We start from the raw sequence: 16,821 nt of genomic DNA on the forward strand, positions 1-16,821 counted from the left end.
GAGGTATATCAACAAGGAAGCATCGGATTCAATCGATAGTCCTCAACAGGGCAGAGGAAAACTTTCCAGAAAGCCCTTTCCGCGCACAATATCCGACAATGGTCCATCAAAGGTAATTGTAGCGAGGGCTGCGGTTGGGAAGCCAGCTTCAAGCCTTGAAAGACTTGAGGGTTCACCATCGCCGCAAAGCGCCAATGCAAGATCTTCCATACTTGGATTGTGCCCGACCAGCATCAAATGGTCTGAATCTGCATTTTTCTTTATTGCCTGCATATATTCACCAGCTCCGCCGCTATAGATCGTCTCATCGATGATCATTTCTGCATCTATTCCGAGCCGTTCAATCAAACCAAACGCAGTTTCGCGCGTGCGACAGGAAGCCGAAAGTAAAACCTTTTCAGGGAATAGCTTTGACGCCTTCATGGCTTCGGCCAACTCGTTTAATGAGGAAATACCTTCTTCATCCAGAGGCCTGTCAAAGTCTTTCATTGCAGGCTTTGCCCATATTGCTTTGGCATGGCGGAGGAGGAAAAGGCGACTCATTGAGGGCTCCTGACTGCATTTTGATGCGCTTGCAGCTCAATTCATGCCACATTTTCTGCAAGTTTGCTCCGACTACATGCAGTTTCGGGCAACTTTCTGGTGTGGCGTGTGAATATTCACAGATAGTTTTGATGCATAATTGGGCATAATCAGCAGGATCGATTGTTCTTCATTTGTAATTATGTTTCTTAAGCAGGTGACTACCTAATAGTTTGAAGTCTTTTATAAAAACAAAACCGAATAAATTACATTTTGAAATTAAATTGCTTATTTTTTCATCAAAATCATACAATTTTGATGAATTAAAAAGTAGCGAGACGCGTGTGTTTGATGTTGTGTCCTTGTTGCTATGGACTTATATAACCGCTCGCGTCTCCTAGATGTGGGGTGATTCAGAATGAGTGAATTGATCGACCTTGACTATAGGCCCACTGAAGACGAGCCGTTCATGAATGAACGGCAGAAGTCTTACTTTCGTGCAAAACTTGTTGCATGGAGGAATGATATTCTGCGCGAAGCGCGCGAAACGCTCGAAGCGCTGCAGCAGGAAAATGCAAATCACCCGGACCTGGCGGATAGGGCATCCTCCGAAACGGACCGGGCAATTGAACTTCGCGCTCGTGACAGGCAGCGCAAACTGATTTCCAAAATCGATGCAGCTTTAAGCCGTATTGACGAAGGAACCTATGGTTTCTGTGAAGAAACCGGCGATCCAATCAGTTTGAAACGACTTGATGCACGACCAATCGCAACGCTTTCTATTGAAGCACAAGAGCGCCATGAGCGCCGCGAAAAGGTCTATCGCGACGATTGATCTTAATTAGAGCGCCATGCGTCCATTTGGACACACAAATGAAGCTCTAACAGATTAAATTTGCTGCGTAATTTTACCTTAAACTGTTAAAGGTTTAAGGAATTATGCGGTAGGTCGATTAGAACATTCTTTAAAGGCTGCGGCTCCCGCAGCCTTTTTTCTTTATGTTTTGATCACGCGAAAAGAAAGGGTATCAGCCTGTTTGACTGATACCCTTGATTTAAAAGCACTTCCAGCAAAAGTGGGAACCGGTATTAACTGGAATCGCTGTGACCGTCGCTTTCACGCAATGAGAATTACCTAAAAGTTGCGGGTCTCGTTCTTGGTAAGCTCACCGAGAAGCTTTTCCATTTCATCCTCGATACTGTCATCCGGCTTCCCGCCATTTGGAGAGATATCGAGTGAGCCCAGAAGCTCTTCTTCAAAAATATCAACTTCCAGCATTTCAGGTTCGTTACTGGTAGAGCCTGCCGGGCTTTCTGTTTCAAGATCAGCCATGATGGCATCGTGGAAAGCACCACCAAGATCACCAAGATCATCATCTATAGTTTCTGGCTCTGGATTTGACGGAGCTGAAACTTGCTCTGCCTTGAGGGCAGGTGGCGTGAAATCTGGTGCCGATGACGTCGTTACCGCTGGGCTTTGCAAGATGTCACCGATTTCAGGTGCAGGTGCTTTTGCACTCGTCGTCACTTCACGTTCTGGCGTAACACTACCAAGATCGGACACTGCAACTGTTGCTGCAGCTGCTGCAGCGGCACTGGCACCCAGGCCTGAGGTTGAACTCAGAACTCCGCGAGAAACCTGGCTGAGAGGGTAGGCAGGATGCAGGCGTGGTGACTGGGGCTGTTCCGCCGGACGTTCAGCAGGAAGCACAGTGCGCGGCTGCGGCGGATAGTTGAGAGCTGGGCGTGGCGGCTGAGTACGCGCCTGAAAGGCAGGTGCCTCAACCGTTTTTGGTGCCTGAGGGGCAACTGGCGTGACAGGTGGGCGTGGAGGAGCGCGAAACTGCGGCGTTTCAGGGCTCACCTGCTGAGCTGGCGTTTCCCGTACTGGTTCAGGTTTGCGCTGAACCGGTGTTTCAATCGGGGAATTCAGCTGAATGGCTTCACCTTTTTCCACCGACTGCGTCGTGTGTTGCGTGAGAGCCGGGCGGTCTGTCACCTCGGACGTAATGCTCGCCTCATGCTGCCGGAAACGCTCGATATGTTCTGCTTCGATACGAACGCTTTGTGAACGCGAATTCGCGCGTGATTCCATGACAATATTCTGTTCAACGACAACGTCAGTAGGGCCGCCGATCAGCAACAGATGTTCAACGTCGTCACGGCGGATCAGAACCAGCTTGCGGCGGCTATCGACTGCTGCTGCGTCCATAACTGAAAGTCTTGGCTGGCGTCCAGTTCGACCGTTCGTGGCAAAAGTTCCACCGCTGAAGCGACGAATAATACTCAGAACAACAAAAATTCCGCCTAAAATGATCGCAAAAATAAGGATGAAGCCGACAATATTTGCCGCGCTTTCTCCAACAAGACCGCTGAGCCATTCCTTCATGCGGGTAACCCTCTCATACTAAAACGAATAATGTCCGGTTGACGGAAACCACAAATCCCCGCGCTTCAAATCAACGTGACAACACATGTCCTATAGAACACTAGTTCAATTTACCCTGCTTGGGAATGTTCCATCAATTTGTGAGAAACATATGATCCCCAGCCAAAACAGTGCAAAACAGCTTAGTTGATGCTGTTTTGAGGTCGGCAAGCTTGTGCTGCCGGGCAATTAACGCATTCTGCGAATCGTATATACCCTGCAATATGCGACAAAATCTGGCACAAGACATGAATCTGGAAAACGATGCAGGGAACGTGATTGGTTTTGCTTGATGAATAAGATAGCGCTTGAGCTGGAAGTAACAGCAAACGGACGATTTGTCGTCCATGCAGTTCAGCCAAACAGCATGAAAGGGCAGTGGGCCTGATGTCGCGACAGACGGACAATAATTATCCGAAACCGCTCGTCATGCCGAAGCGTGGCTCAAGCTCAGCACTGAGGCTCCTGATCATCGGCATAGTGCTGACAGTTGCAGCCCTTGTCTATTTCCTGTTTCGAGACAAGCTAGGTGACGGTTTTGCTATCGTCCTGATGGGCATCCTGTCCATGATCGGCGTGTTCTATCTTTTCGGTGCTGCCACAGGTCTGATCCAGTTCAGCCAGCGCCATGGCGGGCAGGACCTGGCCCATACCTTCATGGATACGCTGCCCGAAGGAACGGTAATTTCGGATTCCCGTGGCCAGATCGTTTACGCCAATAATTCCTATGCCGGCATGACCGGCGTTGCGACTGCCGACGGCGTGCGCTCACTCGACAATATTCTGACGAATGAACCGGCTGCTTCTGACGCCATCTATCGCCTGACAAATGCGGTCCGTGACGGCCTGTCGGGACAGGAAGAAGTACGCATATCGGGCGGTCTTTCACGTGATGGTCACGGCTCTGCCGCCCCCGTCTGGTATCGTATCAAGGCTCGTCCGGTTGATGGCGGGCCAGACTTCAAGGGACAGTTGGTTGCTTGGCAGATTGCGGATATTTCCGATGAACGCGCCGAACAGGAACGCTTCTTTCAGGAACTTCAGGAAGCGATCAACCATCTTGATCATGCACCTGCCGGATTTTTCTCGGCTGATCCGTCGGGTCGCATCATCTATCTCAATGCGACGCTCGCCGAATGGCTTGGCGTCGACCTCACCCAATTCACCCCGGGTTCTCTCACACTCAATGATATTGTTGCGGGTAGCGGGATGGCGCTCATCAAGGCCGTCAAGGCGGAGCCGGGCACCAGTCGCAATACGGTCATCGACCTTGATCTGATCAAGCGCAACGGCCAGAGCCTTGCTGTTCGCTTCTATCATCGCGTTCAAGCTGCACGCGACGGAACACGTGGCACAAGTCGCACAATCGTGCTTGATCGCGCCGAGGGTGAAGATTCATCGGCAGCATTGCGTTCTGCCGAAGTGCGGTTCACGCGCTTCTTCAATTCGGCACCGATGGCGATTGCTGCTGTAGATGCTGAAGGGCATACGCTGCGCACCAATGCGCGCTTCCTTGACATTTTTGCACCTGTGGTTGATCGCGATGCCATCGACAACCGCATGAAGCTTGAGAATGTCGTTCACGAACGTGACCGCGAGACTTTCAACAAAGCACTCGCCGCAGCTTTTGCGGGTCAGGCCAGCATTTCGCCGGTCGATACTGTTCTTCCGGGTAATGAAGAGCGTCATATTCGTTTCTATTTAAGTGCTGTCACCGATCTGCGCGAGACCAGCGAAGAAGCAGCCATCATTTCTGCAGTGGAAACCACCGAGCAGAAAGCGCTCGAAAATCAGATGGCGCAAAGCCAGAAGATGCAGGCAGTGGGGCAACTGGCAGGCGGCATCGCCCACGACTTCAACAACGTGTTGACCGCGATTATCATGTCATCGGATTTGCTGTTGAGCAATTATCGCGCTTCCGATCCGTCCTTCCCGGACATCATGAACATCAAGCAGAACGCAAATCGTGCGGCTTCTCTCGTGCGTCAGCTACTGGCATTCTCACGCCGTCAGACGCTACGCCCAGAAGTTCTTGACCTTACCGATGTGTTGGCCGATTTGCGCATGCTTCTGGCACGCCTCGTTGGCAAGGATATTGGACTTAAGATTGAACATGGACGCGACGTCTGGCCGGTTAAGGCCGATCTGGGCCAGTTCGAGCAGGTTGCTGTCAATCTGGCCGTAAATGCTCGTGACGCCATGCCTGAAGGTGGCGAGATCACTTTGCGAACGCGCAATGTCAAAGCCTCAGAAGCCGCAAAGCTCAACTATCGAGACTTGCCTGAAGCCGATTATGTCGTCTTTGAAGTTGCAGACAATGGCACTGGCATTCCTGCCGATGTGCTTGAGAAAATCTTCGAACCATTCTTCACCACCAAGGAAGTCGGCAAAGGCACCGGTCTTGGCCTTTCTATGGTCTATGGCATCATCAAGCAGACCGGCGGCTTCATCTATTGCGATTCCGAAGTCGGCAAGGGCACAACCTTCAAGATCTTCCTTCCGCGCCATATCGAAGAAAAGGGCGCAGATAACGCACCGATTGCGGTCAAGGAGAAGAAGGTCGAAAAGGCAACTGACCTTTCCGGCTCCGCGACCGTTCTGCTCGTTGAGGACGAAGACGCGGTTCGCATGGGTGGTGTGCGCGCGTTGCAGTCGCGTGGCTATACAGTCCACGAAGCGGCATCAGGCGTCGAAGCGCTTGAAGTTCTTGAAGAACTGAATGGACAGGTCGATATCGTTGTTTCCGACGTTGTCATGCCTGAAATGGATGGACCGACGCTATTACGCGAATTGCGTAAGACGCATCCGGACATCAAGTTCATCTTTGTTTCAGGTTATGCAGAAGACGCATTTGCGCGCAATCTGCCAGCCGATGCCAAGTTTGGCTTCTTGCCAAAGCCATTCTCTCTCAAACAGTTAGCAACTGCTGTTAAAGAAATGCTGGAGAAAGAAGATTGATGCTTGAGCGCGGTGCGGACAGCGATGCGTGAACGCATAATTGCGATTTTCGGTGGCGGACCTGCAGGGTTATTCGCCGCCGAACGCTTGTCGGCACTTGGACATTCCGTAACGGTTTATGAGCAGATGCCAACCGTTGGGCGCAAGTTTTTGCTGGCAGGCAAATCCGGTCTGAACATCACGCATTCCGAAGAATTTGCGCAATTCGCGCAGCGCTATGGCATGAGCAACGATCACCTGTTGCCAGCTTTACAACAGTTCACACCGGAGAATTTACGTGACTGGGCCGATGCGCTCGGCGCAGAAAGTTTTGTCGGCTCCTCCGGCCGCGTATTTCCCAAAGCCATGAAAGCTTCGCCTTTGCTGCGCGCGTGGGTACGTCGATTGGAAGCACAAGGTGTTGAAATCCTGACCCGGCACAAATGGATAGGCTTCGATTCTGGTAGGCCTCTCGTGCAAACGCCAAATGGAATTGAACTTGTTTCGTGCGATGCCGCACTGTTTGCCTTCGGAGGCGCAAGCTGGCCCAAGCTGGGTTCCAATGGCGCATGGAGTGGAATATTCGAGGGGCAGGGCATCCGGATTACGCCGATGCGTCCGGCCAATTGCGGTTTCGATGTTGCCTGGAGTGGCGTCTTTTCCGAGCGCTTCGCAGGCGAGCCTGTCAAGTCGGTGACGATCACCAGCAAGGCAGGAACAACACAAGGCGAGTTTGTGATTACGCGCGGCGGCGTGGAAGGCAGCCTTGTCTATACACATTCAGCTGCTTTGCGCGATGACCTTGAACGCGACGGCCATGCCAACCTCATTCTCGATCTTGCGCCGAGCCGTACGCTTGAACGGCTGAAACTTGATATTTCGCTTCAGGATAAGAAGCTAAGTATTAGTAATATATTGCGAAAGGGCGCTGGCCTTAAGGGTGTCAAAGCAGCACTTGTGCTTGAGTTTCAGCGCGAAAAAGTCCCCGCCAAACTGGCGCAGACTATCAAGTCACTGGAAGTGCCACTCCTTCGTCCACGCCCCATTGAGGAAGCCATATCTTCTGCGGGCGGCATAGAATGGAGCGAAATCGATGAGCATTATATGCTCAAAAAACTGCCCAGCATGTTTGTTGCTGGCGAGATGATCGACTGGGAAGCACCGACGGGCGGCTATCTTCTCACCGCATGTTTTGCGATTGCGAAGGCCGCAGCAGAAGGCATGGATAACTGGCTCTCAAGAGGCAGTTAGACGCCTCACTATTCAGGCTCATGGGAGGGAATATGATACGCTTTTTGAAGATTGCCGGTTCCATTGTCCTCTTAAGCCTGCTGGGTGTCGTCTTATGGCTCGGCTTTCGGCCACCGGAGCTTCTTAAAGTCGGCACCGGCTATGCCGCAAAAATCGTCTGCTCCAATGTGTTTCTGGCAAACCGCAACCCGCAGGAAGTGCTTGCACTTGATGTGCAGGCGCCCGGCCACCCGCTTCTGAAGTTTGTCGATGTTTCGGTCGATAACGCCAGCGAAACAGTAACTGCACATATCTTTGGCTTCTTCGCGCCAAACAAGGCCGTCTATCGCCCGGGCCTTGGCTGCGCCAACGTACATGGTACCGATCTGCGTCCTCAACTGACAACGCCCATGGATGCGGCCGCTCTCATAGCCGACATCAATATCAACCCGGCAGTTCAAAGCATCATCGAAAACCCGGCATTTGCAGGCCCCGGTATGCGTGCCGTCGCTGTGCTGAAAGACGGCCAGATCGTCGCCGAAACTTATGCGCAGGGCTTTGATGCCGATACGCCTCTCTTGGGCTGGTCCATGACGAAATCCGTTATGGCAACACTGATTGGTATGCGCATTTCGGAAGCCAAAATGGACCTTCAGCGCGACCATCTTCTGCCAGAGTGGGAAGGTGACGACCGTTCGAAGATCAAGCTTGCCGATCTTCTTGGGATGCAGAGCGGCCTTAAATTCGATGAAGACTATGGCAACGTTACCGACGTAACACGTATGCTTTTCCTCGAAAATAATATGACAGAATTTGCTGCCTCTTTACCGCTTGAAGCGCAACCTGGAACGAAGTTCAACTATTCGAGCGGCACGGCGAACATCCTGTCAAAGCTCTATATGGAAAGCTTCGACACGCCTGAAGAAGCATTTAACTACGCGCAGAAAGTGCTCTTTGAACCATTGGGTATTGCAAGTGCTACACTGGAAGCGGATGCGAGCGGTATCTTCGTTGGCTCATCTTATCTTTATGCCAATGCGCGTGACTGGCTCTCCATCGCCCGCCTTCTGCTTGATAAGGGCAAAGTCGGCGACAAGCAGCTCTTGAGCGAGGATTTTGTCCGCCTGATGCAGACGCCAGCCCCAGCATCGCAGGGGCGTTACGGAGCGGCTCAGACATGGCTGCAAAGCGCTGGAATTCAAGCGGGTACAGAAGGCATCCCGGCAGATGCCTTCTGGATGTCGGGCCATGATGGCCAGAGCCTGATCATTGTACCTTCGATGAACCTGGCCATCATTCGCCTTGGTCTCACACCGTCGCGCACGGGTTACAAGGTTCCCGAACTTCAGGCCGCTATCATCAAGGCTTTGCAGTGACTGCAGGCAAATCCGCAAGACTGAGCTTGCGGAAATCGCCGCCGCTTGGATTCTGGAACGGATAGAGGCCGAATTCCGGCATCACTGCATAGAGATGGTCGAAAATATCGGACTGGATCTGTTCGTAAGATGCCCAGACGGTCGTATTGGTGAAACAGTAGATTTCGAGCGGCAAACCAGCCGGCGTCGGGTCCATCTGGCGCACGAGTAGGGTCATGCCCTTGTGAACGCCGGGATGGTTCCGCAGATAGGTCTCTACATAAGCGCGGAACGTGCCAATATTGGTGAAGCGACGTGTATTGACCGGGTTCTTTGCCTTGTCGCCAAGCTTCGCATTCCAGTCGGCAATTTCCTTTTCCTTCTTCGACAGGTAGCCTGTGAGCTGATCGATGGAAGTAAGGCTTTGAAGTTCACCTTCGCTTAGAAAGCGTATGGTCGCCTGATCGATAAACAACGCTCGTTTGATACGTCGGCCACCAGACTGCTGCATTCCGCGATAGTTTTTCATCGGCTCGGTGATGAGTTTACGGATGGGAATAGTAGTGATTGTCTTATCGAAGTTCTGTACCTTCACCGTATAAAGTGCGATCTCGACCACATCGCCATTGGCGTCGAGATTTTTCATCTCAATCCAATCTCCGACGCGAACCATGTTCGATGAAGCAATCTGCATACTGGCAACCAGTGAGAGCAGCGTATCCTGAAACACTAGAATAAGAACCGCAGCCATGGCACCCACACCAGACAGCAGGATCACAGGCGATCGATCAAGAAGCGTCGCGATGATCAACACGATCGCAATAATGTAGATTACGAGCTTGCTAACCTGAATATAGCCCTTGATCGGTCGGTCTTTAGACTCTTCCCGGCGGCTATAAAGCGTATCAACCACACTCAGAACAGCGCTTACCGTGAAAGCCAGCGTCAGAATAATAAATGCAGTCGCTACATTGCTGATTACCGTCAGCGCAGTTTGAGGCAATTCAGGTACAGCTGCGATGCCCGACGAAATGATCAACGCAGGAACGATATTGGCCAGATGCCCAATCACGCCGTTTTTCTTGAGTTCTTCGTCCTGACCGAAAGGTGTTCGTTGAACGATCCTATCTAGAACCTTCAATAGTATCGCTTTGATAAGGAAGTTTGCGACAAACGCCGCAAGAAAAAGACCGCCAAGTGACGCAACCGTCTGCGCCCAGGGATGGGCAATAAAGAATTCCGACAATAGATTTTCCCGAACGAGCTAAACCAAATGATCTGGTGATTGTGAAACAGTGGTAATTGGATGAACTTCTGAAATCAACCTTTGTACCTCATTTCAAATAAAAGCCCCGGCCAGAGGCCAGGACTTTTACCCATACAGTATTCAAGGATATAGCTTTACTGCGCAGGAGCAGGTGTTGCTGGCGCTGGAGCAGGATCAGCCGTCGACGCGTCAGTCGCCGGAGTCTCTGTCTCACCTGTTGCGGCTTTATCCGCTACACCGTCGGCAAAGAGTGCCGAACGATCAAAAGTCGGTGCCTCGGTCAGCTGCTCCTTCGTGGCCTTGATAACCAACCACTTTTTGCCGTCGCTTCGCGTTGCAAGCTGCAACTGATCAGGGCTCACGGCAACGTCCTTCTCGCCGACACCAAGGAAGCCACCGACACCAATCACGGCTGCCTGAATTTCACCTTCAGGGCTGGTGATCAAATCGTTGAGCTTGCCAACAGAGGCAGCATCGGCTGCGTCGCTCTCATAAACGGTTTGACCGATAAAGCTTGATACAAGGAGTTGTCCATCCTTCGGCTCAACAAAGCCAACCTTATCGGTACCTTCAGAAGGCGGACTGCCAAACATGTTCTGAGATGAAACTGGAAGCTCTGCTGCTGCAGGCGCTGCTTCTGTCGGCGCCGGAGTTGCAGTCTGTGCAAAAGCTGATCCACCGATAAACAGTGCACACGTCGTTGTCAGAAGTGTTGTTCTAAGCATAACCATCTCCTTTATACGCTCGGTTGCATTAGTTGAACGTAGAGATGTGCATTGAGTTCCGAAATTTTTATAAATTTTATGAAAAATTGGGATATTGATGAGAGATATAAATCAGCAAAGAATATACTATAGAAACAAAACAGGCCGGTTTTACCCGGCCTGCCTTTTATATTTAATCTAAATGAAGATTAACTGCAGCCACTTGTAGCACCACATGTATCACACTTGAGGCAAGTGCCGTTACGAACCATTGTGAAGTTCTGGCACTCCGTGCAGCTGTCACCCGTATAGCCCTGCATCATCGATTTAATACGGCGATCAGCTTCAATCTTCTTGGCCGCGTTTGTCGTTTCAGCTCGAGCAGATGCCGCATCAGCTGCCGCCTTGTCAGAAAACAGCTCAGTCGCTGCCTGATTTTCTGGCTGGGCCGCTGGGGTTGGCTGCTCTTCAAACTCACGCTTGAATGCCGTTGCACCGTCTGTCACCAGACCAACAGTGCCCGCGCGAGGAGAAGAGGACTTCAACGTCGTCACATTCGAACCTTGTGGCGCAGATGTAACCGACCCCTTCGATTCATTTCCCGGCTGAGTGTTTGATACCAAGGTCGGCTTGTAGCCACGCGTCCAGCCAGTTGAAACGAGGTTGGTCTTACCTTCCTGGATGCCCTTACCAAGCGCCGTGTTGGAGAAATCACTCGTATCGACATGAGCGAGATCGTTTCGGCCAAGATAGGATACAGCCAGTTCGCGGAAGACATAGTCGATGATCGACGTTGCCGTCTTGATCGCGTCGTTGCCGATGACCATGCCAGCAGGCTCAAACTTCGTGAAGGTAAATGCCTCGACATATTCTTCGAGCGGCACGCCATATTGAAGACCGAGCGATACGGCGATAGCAAAATTGTTCATCATTGCACGGAAAGCGGCGCCTTCCTTATGCATATCGATGAAGATTTCGCCAAGACGACCGTCACCAAACTCACCGGTGCGCAGGTAAACCTTGTGGCCACCAACAACGGCCTTCTGCGTATAACCCTGACGACGGTTCGGCAGCTTGTCACGCTCGTGAACGATTTTTTCGATAACCTTTTCAACAACGCGCTCTGTGATCTGAACAGCACGAGCAGCTGCAGGTGCTTCGATCAGTGCTTCAACCGCATCATCTTCGTCCTCGTCGTCAGCGATAAGCGATGCATTGAGCGGCTGTGAAAGCTTGGAGCCGTCGCGATAAAGTGCATTGGCCTTGAGCGCGAGCTTCCACGAGAGCATGTAAGCGCTCTTGCAGTCTTCAACAGTCGCTTCATTCGGCATGTTGATCGTCTTCGAGATCGCACCGGAAATGAACGGCTGTGCTGCGGCCATCATCCAGATGTGGCTTTCAACCGAAAGATAGCGCTTGCCGATCTTGCCGCAAGGATTGGCGCAATCAAACACAGCATAATGCTCTTGCTTGAGGAAAGGGGCACCTTCAAGCGTCATCGCACCGCAAACATGAACGTTTGCTGCTTCGATTTCCTTCTTCGCAAAACCGAGTGCCGGAAGCATTTCAAACGAGAAATCATTGAGCTGCTCATCGGTAAGCTTCAACACGTCCTTGCAGAAATCTTCGCCAAGCGTCCACTTATTGAAAGCGAACTTGATGTCGAACGCACTTTTGAGGGCTGCGTTGAGTGTCTCAATCTTTTCGTCAGTAAAGCCCTTGGCCTTCAGTGTCGAAGGATTGACGCCCGGTGCCTGATTAAGGTTGCCGTGACCAACTGCATAAGCTTCGATTTCAGCAATCTGGCTTTCCGAATAGCCGAGCGTGCGTAGCGCTTCAGGAACTGCACGATTGATGATCTTGAAGTAACCGCCGCCAGCAAGCTTCTTGAACTTCACCAGTGCAAAGTCAGGTTCAATACCAGTGGTATCGCAATCCATGACAAGGCCGATGGTGCCAGTTGGCGCGATAACAGTTGCCTGTGCATTGCGGTAGCCGTGTTGCTGTCCAAGTTCCAGCGCCTTGTCCCATGCAGCGCGTGCATGAGCGATCATGTTCTGATCAGGACAATCTTCAGCAATCAAGCCAACCGGATTAACAGCAAGGCCTTCATAACCGTCGTTCTCGCCATAGGCGGCGCGGCGGTGATTGCGAATGACGCGCAGCATGCTTTCTGCATTTGGCTCATAACTCGGGAAGGTTCCCAGTTCCTTGGCCATTTCAGCCGAAGTGGCATAGGCCACACCAGTCATGATAGCGGTGAGGGCACCGCAGATCGCACGACCTTCATCGGAGTCGTAAGGAATACCAGACGTCATCAGCAAACCGCCGATATTGGCATAGCCAAGGCCGAGCGTGCGGTATTCGTAAGAGAGACGAGCAATTTCCTTGGAAGGAAACTGCGCCATCATCACCGAAATTTCGAGAACCATTGTCCAGAGACGTGCAGTGTGTTCATACGCTGCAATATCGAACGAGCCGTCCTTGTTGCGATAGGTCAGCAGGTTGATTGACGCCAGATTACAAGCCGTGTCATCAAGGAACATATATTCCGAGCACGGATTGGACGCACGGATTGGACCAGCCGCAGGGCAGGTGTGCCAATCGTTCATCGTGGTGTTGAAGTGAAGCCCCGGATCAGCCGAAGCCCAGGCGGCATAACCAATCTTTTCCCAAAGATCGCGCGCCTTGAGGGTCTTCATGACGCGGCCATCGCGACGTGCGGTCAGGTTCCAATCGCTGTCATTTTCAACGGCGCGCAGGAACTCATCCTTGAGCGATACCGAGTTGTTCGAGTTCTGGCCTGAAACAGTCAGATAGGCTTCTGAATCCCAGTCTGTGTCGTAGGTCTTGAACTGAATATCCGTATAACCCTGACGCGCGAACTGAATAACACGCTTCACATAGTTTTCAGGAACCTGATTCTTCTTTGCAGCCTTGATTTCGCGCTTGAGAGCCGGGTTCTTAGAAGCATCAAAGCAGTCGTCATTGTCGGCTTCGCAATTGACACAAGCCTTCATGATCGCAGCCAGATGCTGCTTGACGATCTTGGAACCGGTTACGAGGGCAGCAACCTTCTGCTCTTCCTTCACCTTCCAGTCGATATAGTCTTCAATATCAGGATGGTCGACATCAACAACCACCATCTTGGCGGCGCGGCGGGTTGTGCCGCCTGATTTGATCGCGCCCGCTGCGCGGTCGCCGATCTTGAGGAAGCTCATAAGACCCGACGACTTCCCGCCGCCTGAAAGCTTTTCGCCCTCGCCACGCAGATGGGAGAAATTGGAACCCGTGCCGGAGCCATATTTGAAGAGGCGCGCTTCACGAACCCAGAGGTCCATGATGCCACCTTCATTGACGAGGTCATCGCCAACCGACTGAATGAAGCAGGCATGCGGCTGCGGATGTTCGTAAGCGGACTTCGATTTCGTCAGCTTGCCGGTCTGCCAGTCAACATAGAAGTGGCCCTGACCAGGACCGTCGATACCATAGGCCCAATGCAGACCCGTATTGAACCATTGCGGGCTGTTTGGTGCCACACGCTGCGTTGCGAGCATATAAGCGAGCTCGTCGCGGAAAGCGTTCGCATCTTCTTCGGAATTGAAATAACCGCCCTTCCAGCCCCAATAGGTCCAGGTGCCGGCCAGGCGGTCGAAAACCTGACACGCATCCATTTCAGAACCGAAACGCTCATTCTCAGGAAGCTTGGTCAGGGCGCCTTCATCCGGAACAGAGCGCCAGAGCCACGATGGAACATCGTTCTCTTCAACCTTTTTCAGACGGGCAGGGACACCGGCTTTGCGGAAATATTTCTGGGCAAGAATGTCTGCAGCCACCTGACTGAACTGCGCCGGAACATTGATGTTCTCAAGGCGAAATACGACAGAGCCATCGGGATTCTTGATCTCACTCGTCGCCGTGCGGAATTCGATCTCCGCATAGGCCGACTGGTTTTCTTTTGTGAAACGGCGTTCGATCTTCATCTGTCCCATCCAAACGTTCTATATATAGTAGCTGGACTGATAAATTTCAGCCCCGGCGCGCCAGCCACGGTATGTGTCTCGCATATTTGTTTCGAACGTCCTCCCATGCGGGAGGGCAATCAGGTTGAGGAGCGTATGCTCCCCGAAAATTCACTCAGACATAATACCTCGAGAGAGGCATGTCTGACATTCCAGCCATTTGGCCAGCTTATTCAAACTTGTATGAGCTTGCGGATAAGTTTTCACTATCTGGTATGTTATCATGATTGGAAATACTAAATCTAGTATTAATACGACATCGACACCAACAAAACTCATTCCTATTGCAGAGCTAACGTCCTGAATTTCCGACGCAAAAAATCTCGCGCGATACACGTCTCTTCGACGCAACGCCCGCTCTGAACTCGACAAATTTGAAGAAAAGACCGACTGAATCTTTACGCTCGGCCACGCTACTTACGCAACGACACTTTCATAAAAAACGACTCGGCCATGAGCGTCAAGCATTGGTTTACTATAAGGCGGCAGACGCTAGATATTGTGAGAAAGCTTTGCGAGGAAATGTGGATAACGGGGAGAATGACAGTTATATGAAAGACAGCGCGGTTTATTGCGAGACACATGCTGATCCGCAACACTGGAGCGAGTTTCGGTCTGATTGAAACAAATCGGCGCTCTATTTTCTGGTTTTAAAGCATTTCCCGCAAAAAAGTGCGAAGCGGTTTTGCGTAGGATAATGCGTCAAAATAAATAGTTACAGCGGTTCAGTCTTAACTGGAACCGCTGTAAGAAACACCTCACCGGAACGCCAATATATGTTTTGGGAATAGTCTGGAATAATCATTAGAGCGGTCCAAGCCCCGCATAGCGAGTATTATTCAGCGGCAATGGCCATACGCGAACCATCAAAATCCAGCAGAATGCGCTTAAGATCAACTTCATCCACCCGTTCAGCCGCCTCACGCGGCGAAACCCACTCGCAAACACGTTGATCACGTTCCGGCCAGTCTTTAGCGCGCTCAGCAAAGTGCAGGGCGTAGACAGCAACCGTAAACTGGTTGATGCATTCCGGCGGTAGATCATTCTTGCAGTAATCGAAGCTACCAATAGGCTGAGATGTTATCTCGCCGCGTATGCCAGCTTCCTCGAACGCCTCACGAGCAGCTGTTTCTGCCAGCGTGCGACCGACTTGAGGCCATCCCTTAGGGATCACCCAACGGCCGGTTCCGCGACTGGTAATGACAAGAACCTGCAATTCCTGCGCTTCGTAGCGGTACACAAGTGCCGCAACTTGCTGCAAACGACCGGAAGGCGTCAGAATACGCTTTTCCGTTGCAACAAATTTTTTGGCCTGTGTTTTCACTGCGAAAGTCCCACCATTTTCCAAACAGAATGGATTGATTCGCCAAAATGACAATGAATTTGTTCGACAACGCCTCACAATAAAAAGCGAAAAATGCTTTTATTTTTAAGGGCTTGCTGAAATTAACGGTCGCACGGCTTCAAATCAATACCGTGCACTCCGCCTCCATCTGATTTCGGCAGACTTTCAATATAGTGTGATTGCGGCGGTTTTACCACCGCAATCCGCTTTCATTTGTTTTCGTTTACCCGCGTTTTCCGCCAGCAATTGGTTCCTGATAGGTAAAGCCCATATCCCATGGGAAATAAATCCAGGTATCCTGCGAAACTTCGGTCACGAATGTATCGACAAGCGGGCGGCCCTTTGGCTTCGCATAAACAGTCGCAAAATGCGCCTTTGGCATCATTTCGCGGACGATAGCCGCGGTCTTGCCTGTGTCCGTCAGATCATCGACGACAATCACGCCTTCACCATCATTTTCGAGAAGTGGAGCACTGATTCCCTTGAGAACCTCCATCTCGCCCTGCGATGTATAATCATGATAAGATGCAACGCAGACCGTTTCGATCAAACGGATGCCGAGCTCGCGGCAAACAATAGCGGCTGGGACCAATCCACCACGCGTGATCGCGACAATGGCACGCCATTCGCGGTCCATATCGGCGATGCGCCAGGCGAGGGCGCGGGCATCACGGTGGAACTGATCCCAGGAAACGGGAAAGGCTTTATCGGGCAACGACATCGAAACGCTCCATGGAAAATCCGGGAGTTTCACTCCGGACCTGTCAAACCAAAAATGCGCGATGGCTGTTGCCAGTCGCGCTGAACTGTCTGGATCTGCAGCTTTCCTTCATGCGCGCACAGCACTCTAAATGCATGCAGCACAAGTATAGAAAGGCTTTCCGCCCGGCAATTTCAGCGCCGGGAAATGCTGATAACCGCAAATAAGCCTATCTTGCAAGAGCGGCGTGTGATCGCAGCCCCCGCTAATAACTAAAATTGAACTAAATAATTGCTGGAAACTAAACGTCG

Annotated in this window: 11 protein-coding genes; 4 read left to right on the plus strand and 7 right to left on the minus strand. The window is 51.6% G+C overall.

The genetic code is table 11. The annotated features are described in order from the left end of the window. Positions 1-42 precede the first annotated feature (42 nt). Positions 43-543 carry a SixA phosphatase family protein gene (locus CES85_RS14775; protein ID WP_095446653.1) on the minus strand — a complete coding sequence of 167 codons (501 nt, stop codon included), beginning with the start codon at positions 541-543 and terminating at the stop codon, positions 43-45. Positions 544-940: 397 nt separating this feature from the next. On the opposite strand from CES85_RS14775, the gene dksA reads away from it, so the two are divergent. Next, entirely contained in the window at positions 941-1,357 is a 417-nt protein-coding gene (dksA, locus tag CES85_RS14780; RefSeq protein ID WP_024898699.1) for an RNA polymerase-binding protein DksA, read from the plus strand. 300 nt (positions 1,358-1,657) lie between these two features. Here dksA and CES85_RS14785 read toward each other — a convergent pair whose 3' ends face one another. Then, positions 1,658-2,911 carry a flagellar biosynthetic protein FliO gene (locus CES85_RS14785; protein ID WP_095446654.1) on the minus strand — a complete coding sequence of 418 codons (1,254 nt, stop codon included), beginning with the start codon at positions 2,909-2,911 and terminating at the stop codon, positions 1,658-1,660. 426 nt (positions 2,912-3,337) lie between these two features. On the opposite strand from CES85_RS14785, the gene cckA reads away from it, so the two are divergent. From cckA to CES85_RS14800, 3 genes are read left to right on the plus strand one after another with little or no spacing between them, the layout of a single operon-like run. Further along, positions 3,338-5,908, plus strand: a complete 2,571-nt coding sequence (cckA, locus tag CES85_RS14790; RefSeq protein ID WP_095446655.1) for a cell cycle histidine kinase CckA — start codon at positions 3,338-3,340, stop codon at positions 5,906-5,908. 24 nt (positions 5,909-5,932) lie between these two features. Further along, on the plus strand, positions 5,933-7,138 hold the full coding sequence (locus CES85_RS14795; RefSeq protein WP_095446656.1) for a TIGR03862 family flavoprotein: 1,206 nt from the start codon (positions 5,933-5,935) through the stop codon (positions 7,136-7,138). Positions 7,139-7,170: 32 nt separating this feature from the next. Next, positions 7,171-8,493, plus strand: a complete 1,323-nt coding sequence (locus tag CES85_RS14800; protein WP_095446657.1) for a serine hydrolase domain-containing protein — start codon at positions 7,171-7,173, stop codon at positions 8,491-8,493. On the opposite strand, the gene CES85_RS14805 is transcribed toward CES85_RS14800, so the two are convergent. From CES85_RS14805 to gpt, 5 genes are all read right to left on the minus strand, one after another. Then, positions 8,477-9,718, minus strand: coding sequence for a mechanosensitive ion channel family protein (locus CES85_RS14805; protein WP_095446658.1), 1,242 nt, complete (start codon positions 9,716-9,718; stop codon positions 8,477-8,479). The two genes, CES85_RS14800 and CES85_RS14805, sit on opposite strands and share 17 nt — an antisense overlap. 155 nt (positions 9,719-9,873) lie before the next feature. Continuing rightward, a complete protein-coding gene (locus tag CES85_RS14810) occupies positions 9,874-10,464 on the minus strand; it encodes a PRC-barrel domain-containing protein (protein ID WP_095446659.1) in 591 nt (196 codons plus the stop codon). Between the two features lie 188 nt (positions 10,465-10,652). Next, positions 10,653-14,426 carry a vitamin B12-dependent ribonucleotide reductase gene (locus CES85_RS14815; protein ID WP_095447904.1) on the minus strand — a complete coding sequence of 1,258 codons (3,774 nt, stop codon included), beginning with the start codon at positions 14,424-14,426 and terminating at the stop codon, positions 10,653-10,655. Between the two features lie 874 nt (positions 14,427-15,300). Beyond that, the gene (locus CES85_RS14820) at positions 15,301-15,789 is read right to left on the minus strand and encodes an NUDIX hydrolase (RefSeq protein ID WP_095446660.1); all 489 of its coding nucleotides are present in this window, start codon (positions 15,787-15,789) and stop codon (positions 15,301-15,303) included. Between the two features lie 244 nt (positions 15,790-16,033). Further along, entirely contained in the window at positions 16,034-16,531 is a 498-nt protein-coding gene (gpt, locus tag CES85_RS14825; protein WP_095446661.1) for a xanthine phosphoribosyltransferase, read from the minus strand. Between the last annotated feature and the right edge of the window lie 290 nt (positions 16,532-16,821).

This window comes from Ochrobactrum quorumnocens (assembly GCF_002278035.1).
Taxonomy (GTDB): domain Bacteria; phylum Pseudomonadota; class Alphaproteobacteria; order Rhizobiales; family Rhizobiaceae; genus Brucella; species Brucella quorumnocens.

Excerpts from the sequence above, each read along its gene's own strand:
- dksA (WP_024898699.1), top strand. The coding sequence starts at position 941 with ATGAGTGAATTGATCGACCTTGACTATAGGCCCACTGAAGACGAGCCG.
- CES85_RS14810 (WP_095446659.1), bottom strand. The coding sequence starts at position 10,464 with ATGCTTAGAACAACACTTCTGACAACGACGTGTGCACTGTTTATCGGT.
- cckA (WP_095446655.1), top strand. The coding sequence starts at position 3,338 with ATGTCGCGACAGACGGACAATAATTATCCGAAACCGCTCGTCATGCCG.
- gpt (WP_095446661.1), bottom strand. The coding sequence starts at position 16,531 with ATGTCGTTGCCCGATAAAGCCTTTCCCGTTTCCTGGGATCAGTTCCAC.
- CES85_RS14815 (WP_095447904.1), bottom strand. The coding sequence starts at position 14,426 with ATGAAGATCGAACGCCGTTTCACAAAAGAAAACCAGTCGGCCTATGCG.
- CES85_RS14775 (WP_095446653.1), bottom strand. The coding sequence starts at position 543 with ATGAGTCGCCTTTTCCTCCTCCGCCATGCCAAAGCAATATGGGCAAAG.
- CES85_RS14800 (WP_095446657.1), top strand. The coding sequence starts at position 7,171 with ATGATACGCTTTTTGAAGATTGCCGGTTCCATTGTCCTCTTAAGCCTG.
- CES85_RS14795 (WP_095446656.1), top strand. The coding sequence starts at position 5,933 with ATGCGTGAACGCATAATTGCGATTTTCGGTGGCGGACCTGCAGGGTTA.
- CES85_RS14785 (WP_095446654.1), bottom strand. The coding sequence starts at position 2,911 with ATGAAGGAATGGCTCAGCGGTCTTGTTGGAGAAAGCGCGGCAAATATT.